Below are 4,228 nucleotides of genomic sequence, written 5' to 3' on the forward strand. Positions count from 1 at the left end.
AAGGAGGAACAACAGACGAAGGCTTGAAAGACGCCGCATCAGGATCTCACCAACGAAGCCGTCGAACCCACAGAACTAACGAAAAGATCAGTAGTCCTTGCAATCGGCGGTCCGCCACTCCTCCTCGGCTGGCCGGCCCTGGCGATGCCGGCCGACCAGCCGGTCGCCCTGTTCACCCTCGTGTTCGTGCAGGGCGCGCTGTCGTTCGCGCTGGGCAGCACCCTGATCGCCCGGGTCCTCTACGAGGCCGCCGGAGCCCCCACCATGGCCGGCTCCTATGCGACCGCGGCACTCAACGTCGGCGCCGCCATCGGCCCCCTCATCGCCGCGGTCACCCTCGGCACCGCGGCCGGGAACCTCGGGCCGCTGTGGGCCAGCGGCCTCCTCGTCGCTGTCGCGCTGCTCATCGCGTTCCCCCTGCGCACGGTGGTCGAGGCCGGCCGACGTGTCGAGGTGCTCCGATGACGCATGCGAACGCTCCGTCGACCAGCGAGGGAGGCGGACCGGCGGGCGGGGCGGCCCGATGTCCTCGTCAGACGGATAGCGGTTCGGGTGCCGTCGACGGGTCGCGGAGCGGCTTGAGTGCCTGGGACCAGGCGATGATCTCGTCGAGCATGGTGACGAGGGTCGATTCCTGGCGGGCGCTCGGTGTGCAGGTGCCCGGGTCGGTGGGATCGGTGGGGTCGGTGAACGTGAAGTCGGTGAACATCGCCAGGGCCACCTGAGTCCGCACGTCGGCGATCTTCGCCTCTGCCATCACGTGCCGCAGGTGCTCCACCGCGCGGAGGCCCCCGTGCACGCCGTAGCCGACGAACCCGGCGGCCTTGTGGTGCCATTCCGCGTAGAGGAAATCGATCGCGTTCTTCAGTGAGGCGGGGACGGAGCGGTTGTACTCCGGGGTGACGAACACGAACCCGTCGAAGGCGCCGATGGTCTGTGCCCATCGGCGGGTGTGAGCGTGAGCGTAGCGGCCGAAGGCCGCGGGCACGGGCTCGTCCAGCAGGGGGAGTCCGTATGCGGCTATGTCGACCACCTCGACGGTCGCCTCGCCCGCGGCGACGCCGGGATGGCGGACGGAGGTGTCGGCGACCCACCGGGCCACGGCCTCGGCCCGGCGTCCGGGACGGGTGCTGCCGATGATGACGGCAATCCGGATCATGCGCTCTGTCTCCTTGCTGTGGGGTGCGTTGGTGGTCGAGTCGGCCGTGGTCACTCGGATCGGTAGGAGCCGACTTCGTCCAGGTAGGCCACGGTGGGCGGCTCCGTGCAGATCTCACTCAGGGCGGCGCGGTAGCGCTGGAACGAGGCCAGCCGGTGGTGCGGGGCCGCCACCGGATCGCCGTCGGACTCGATCAGGGCCAGAAAGCCGCCGCCGGCGTCGACCCGGAAGGTGTCGTAACGCAGGCCACGTGGACGGGCCCGTTCGAGGTCCGCGTAGACGGCCCGCAGCAACGCAACGCTCCGCTCCACGTGTTCCGGTCTGACCGTGTACCGGATCATCACGCGCATGCCGCTCCCTTCGCTCTGCGGTGCAGGGGCCGCAGATTTCGTCGGACAGCCTGTCTTTCAAAAGACATGCTGTCAAGCGAATGCTAGGGTGCTGAGCCATGCCCCCCACTCGTAAGTACGACCAGCGCCTGCGCGCCCGGGCCGCGGAGGAGACGAGACGCCGCATCCTCGACGCCGTCTACCAGCGGCTGTGCGAGGCGCCGGCCGAACCGGTCAGCGTCGACAAGGTCGCCAGGCTCGCGGAGGTGTCGCGCTCCACCGTCTACACCGTCTTCGGCTCACGCGCGGGCTTGTTCGACGCGCTCGGCATGGACCTGCTCCAGCGCGGCGGATTCACCGACATGGTGCGCGCAGTGCTCCACCCGGATGCCCGGGAGGGCCTGCGCGGCGGCATCCGCGGCAACGTGCTGATGTACGCGGCGCACCGGGACGTGTTGCGCGCGTTGTTCTCGATGGCCCAGCTCGACGCCGAAGCGGTCGGCGGCGCGGTCCAGCGCCTGGAACGCGGACGGGCCGAAGGTATGAACGACCTCGCCGGCAGGCTTGCCGAGCAAGGCGTGCTCCGCAACGGCCTCACCGCTGCCCAGGCCGCCGACGTGCTGTGGCTGCTGACCGGCTTCGACAGCTTCGACCTGCTCTATACGGGCCGAGCGCTGCAGCCCGACCACGTCACCGCGACCTTGGTCAGCACCGCCGAGCACGCCTTGTGCTCCTGAGGTGCACACCGGCAAGACGATGACCCGCTGTCGAACCGTGTTGCCGGACAGCGAGTGCGTCCCGGTAGTCATCCGGTACCAGTCGCTCAGCGATTCCTGTCACGGCCTGCGGACTACCCGGCCGCTGACAGCCCGAATGGCCGGATGAATGATCCTCTCGGCGCTATCGTCTGCCGGACTAGAACCGTACGTACGGGGGAATTGTCTTGAAGCAGCGGATTTTCATGGGTGCCGCATTCATGGTGTTGGCGACATTGGCTGCTGGTTGTGCGTCGGGGGCGGAACAGCCGCGGGATGCCTCGAAGCCAGCGGCGGCGAAGTCCTCGGCCAGTACCCGGCCGGCAGTCACGCAGCGGCCGTACGACAGGATGCCGGCGCGGCCCCTGAGCGAGGGGGCGGTCGGCGATCGTGACCACGCCTTCCTGCGGACTGCGTTCGAGATCCCGATACCCGGAGGACACAAGATTCCACCGGCCGACGAAGTGATCGTGATCCATCGTCTGGACACAAGGTACGGCGACCTGGCCTGGATGCCCGACGGACGCACCTTCTGCTACGGAAAGATCCGGGAAGGCTACAGCTCGCTCAACTGCGGCCGACTCCCTGACGAGCCACCCGCGCCCGGCCTGCTCTTCACGGCTGCGGGTGAGCCTGACCGGGTGAGCAGCGAGGAGAATCGCGATGAGGTCCGCATCGTGAGCTTCGTGATCGCCGAGGGCGGTCCGGCACGCTTCGACCACGTCAAGCGCAGCAAGGAGATGGGGCCGGTGCACCAGGCGGTCGCGAGGTTCCCATCCGGTCGCATGGTCACCTTCCTGACGTTCGAGCGTCCCTACGGGCTCCTCGACCCGGAGGTGAAGATCTGCAGGAGCGACCGGCAGATCTGCTTCCCGTCCGAGCACCTGCCGCTCTGACCAGGCGGAGGCGTGCCGCCGTCAACCGCGCACCGCCCGCGACAACGCCTTCCTGCGTGTCCTACTGTGGCGCCGGGATCTTCGGGCGTCCCTGCCAGCGGCACCACGGAGCCTTCGTGGTCAGCGCTGGCTCCCCGACTGGACAGATTGAGGAGGGGCGTCCCGTGGGCTGGGACATGACGATCGAGCAGCCGGACGGAGCGGGTGATCCCGGCTACCGCTTCAATGCGTCGAGCATGGGCCCCGCGAAGGCGGCCATGGATCGTCTGGGAATGCTGTCGCACGACCATGCAGCGCCGTGGCCACGCCTGGAGGATTTCGGGTTGACCATTGCTGAGGTCTACGCAGCGCAGAGCCCCGGGGCGCCTGAGCGGCCGGAGTCCGTGCGCGCCTACCTGGCCGCCCAGGCGGCCGCATTCGAGTGGCAGGCCGAGCAGCCGACCGGCATTCCCGAGTGCAAGATCGGCCAAAGCAACGACGGCTGGTTGGTGACGCCTGCGGAAATCGGTGCGGCCCTGACCGCTCTCGAAGGTCAGCCCGAATCCGCCAAGGCCGGGACGATGGCCGAGGACTCGCGCTGGGATGAGTGGATCGACTACCTGCGGCGCGCCGAGGCTTACGGCGGGTTCCGCGTCGAGTAGCACAGCCACTCACGCGGCAGCACGAGATCTGTCTCGCAATCTGTTTTTACTGCCTTTGGGGTGTCTGCCCCGCCTATCTGCGCGAGTTCTTGTCGACGGCTCTGCCCCGGCTCGCCGGCTGCTGACGTGCGGCTGACTCCCGTCAGGGCGCTGCGGGCCGGAGCGTCCGAGGTGAGGACTGTCCGTGGCTGAGCCGGGGGTTTGCCCCATGGTCACGTGATGGCGACCGCTATAGCGTCGAGGAATGTCGGGACCGAAACGGGTCCTGGATCAGCGTTTTCTTAGGGCCTGCTCGGGTGGCTCTCCAGAACTGGGGGATATTCATGCGTCAGCAACTCCGCTGCCTCGGGGCTTTACTGATCGTTTCAGAATGAGGTTCGCAGGCGTCTCAAGCAGATGATGCTGCAGGCGAGTTGGAGCAGGCCGAGGTGGAGGTCGGCGCGTATCT

At 68.0% G+C, this 4,228-nt stretch carries 5 protein-coding genes and 1 pseudogene; 4 read left to right on the top strand and 2 right to left on the bottom strand.

Annotated elements, in window-relative coordinates; all coding sequences use genetic code 11:
- Positions 1 to 93 precede the first annotated feature (93 nt).
- Positions 94 to 465: pseudogene (locus ACF1ED_RS37185) on the top strand (Cmx/CmrA family chloramphenicol efflux MFS transporter); the annotation flags it as partial.
- Between the two features lie 67 nt (positions 466 to 532).
- Here ACF1ED_RS37185 and ACF1ED_RS37190 read toward each other — a convergent pair.
- Together ACF1ED_RS37190 and ACF1ED_RS37195 are read right to left on the bottom strand one after the other, a co-directional pair.
- Positions 533 to 1,159, bottom strand: a complete 627-nt coding sequence (locus ACF1ED_RS37190) for an NADPH-dependent FMN reductase (protein ID WP_391767794.1) — start codon at positions 1,157 to 1,159, stop codon at positions 533 to 535.
- Positions 1,160 to 1,209: 50 nt separating this feature from the next.
- Positions 1,210 to 1,509 (bottom strand): putative quinol monooxygenase, encoded by a 300-nt coding sequence (locus tag ACF1ED_RS37195; protein WP_391767795.1) that lies wholly within the window; start codon positions 1,507 to 1,509, stop codon positions 1,210 to 1,212.
- Positions 1,510 to 1,607: 98 nt separating this feature from the next.
- Between ACF1ED_RS37195 and ACF1ED_RS37200 the strand changes: the two genes are divergently transcribed.
- The 3 genes from ACF1ED_RS37200 (at position 1,608) to ACF1ED_RS37210 (ending at position 3,780) form a co-directional block, all read left to right on the top strand.
- Positions 1,608 to 2,225 (top strand): TetR/AcrR family transcriptional regulator, encoded by a 618-nt coding sequence (locus ACF1ED_RS37200; RefSeq protein WP_391767796.1) that lies wholly within the window; start codon positions 1,608 to 1,610, stop codon positions 2,223 to 2,225.
- 206 nt (positions 2,226 to 2,431) lie between these two features.
- The gene (locus ACF1ED_RS37205; protein ID WP_391767797.1) at positions 2,432 to 3,139 is read left to right on the top strand and encodes a hypothetical protein; all 708 of its coding nucleotides are present in this window, start codon (positions 2,432 to 2,434) and stop codon (positions 3,137 to 3,139) included.
- A 176-nt stretch (positions 3,140 to 3,315) separates the two neighbouring features.
- Positions 3,316 to 3,780, top strand: coding sequence for a hypothetical protein (locus ACF1ED_RS37210; RefSeq protein WP_391767798.1), 465 nt, complete (start codon positions 3,316 to 3,318; stop codon positions 3,778 to 3,780).
- Positions 3,781 to 4,228: the final 448 nt, after the last annotated feature.

Origin of the sequence: Streptomyces sp. NPDC014656 (assembly GCF_043084305.1) — a bacterium.
In the GTDB taxonomy this organism is placed as follows: Bacteria; Actinomycetota; Actinomycetes; order Streptomycetales; family Streptomycetaceae; genus Streptomyces.

Excerpts from the sequence above, each read along its gene's own strand:
- ACF1ED_RS37195 (WP_391767795.1), bottom strand. The coding sequence starts at position 1,509 with ATGCGCGTGATGATCCGGTACACGGTCAGACCGGAACACGTGGAGCGG.
- ACF1ED_RS37190 (WP_391767794.1), bottom strand. The coding sequence starts at position 1,159 with ATGATCCGGATTGCCGTCATCATCGGCAGCACCCGTCCCGGACGCCGG.
- ACF1ED_RS37200 (WP_391767796.1), top strand. The coding sequence starts at position 1,608 with ATGCCCCCCACTCGTAAGTACGACCAGCGCCTGCGCGCCCGGGCCGCG.
- ACF1ED_RS37210 (WP_391767798.1), top strand. The coding sequence starts at position 3,316 with ATGACGATCGAGCAGCCGGACGGAGCGGGTGATCCCGGCTACCGCTTC.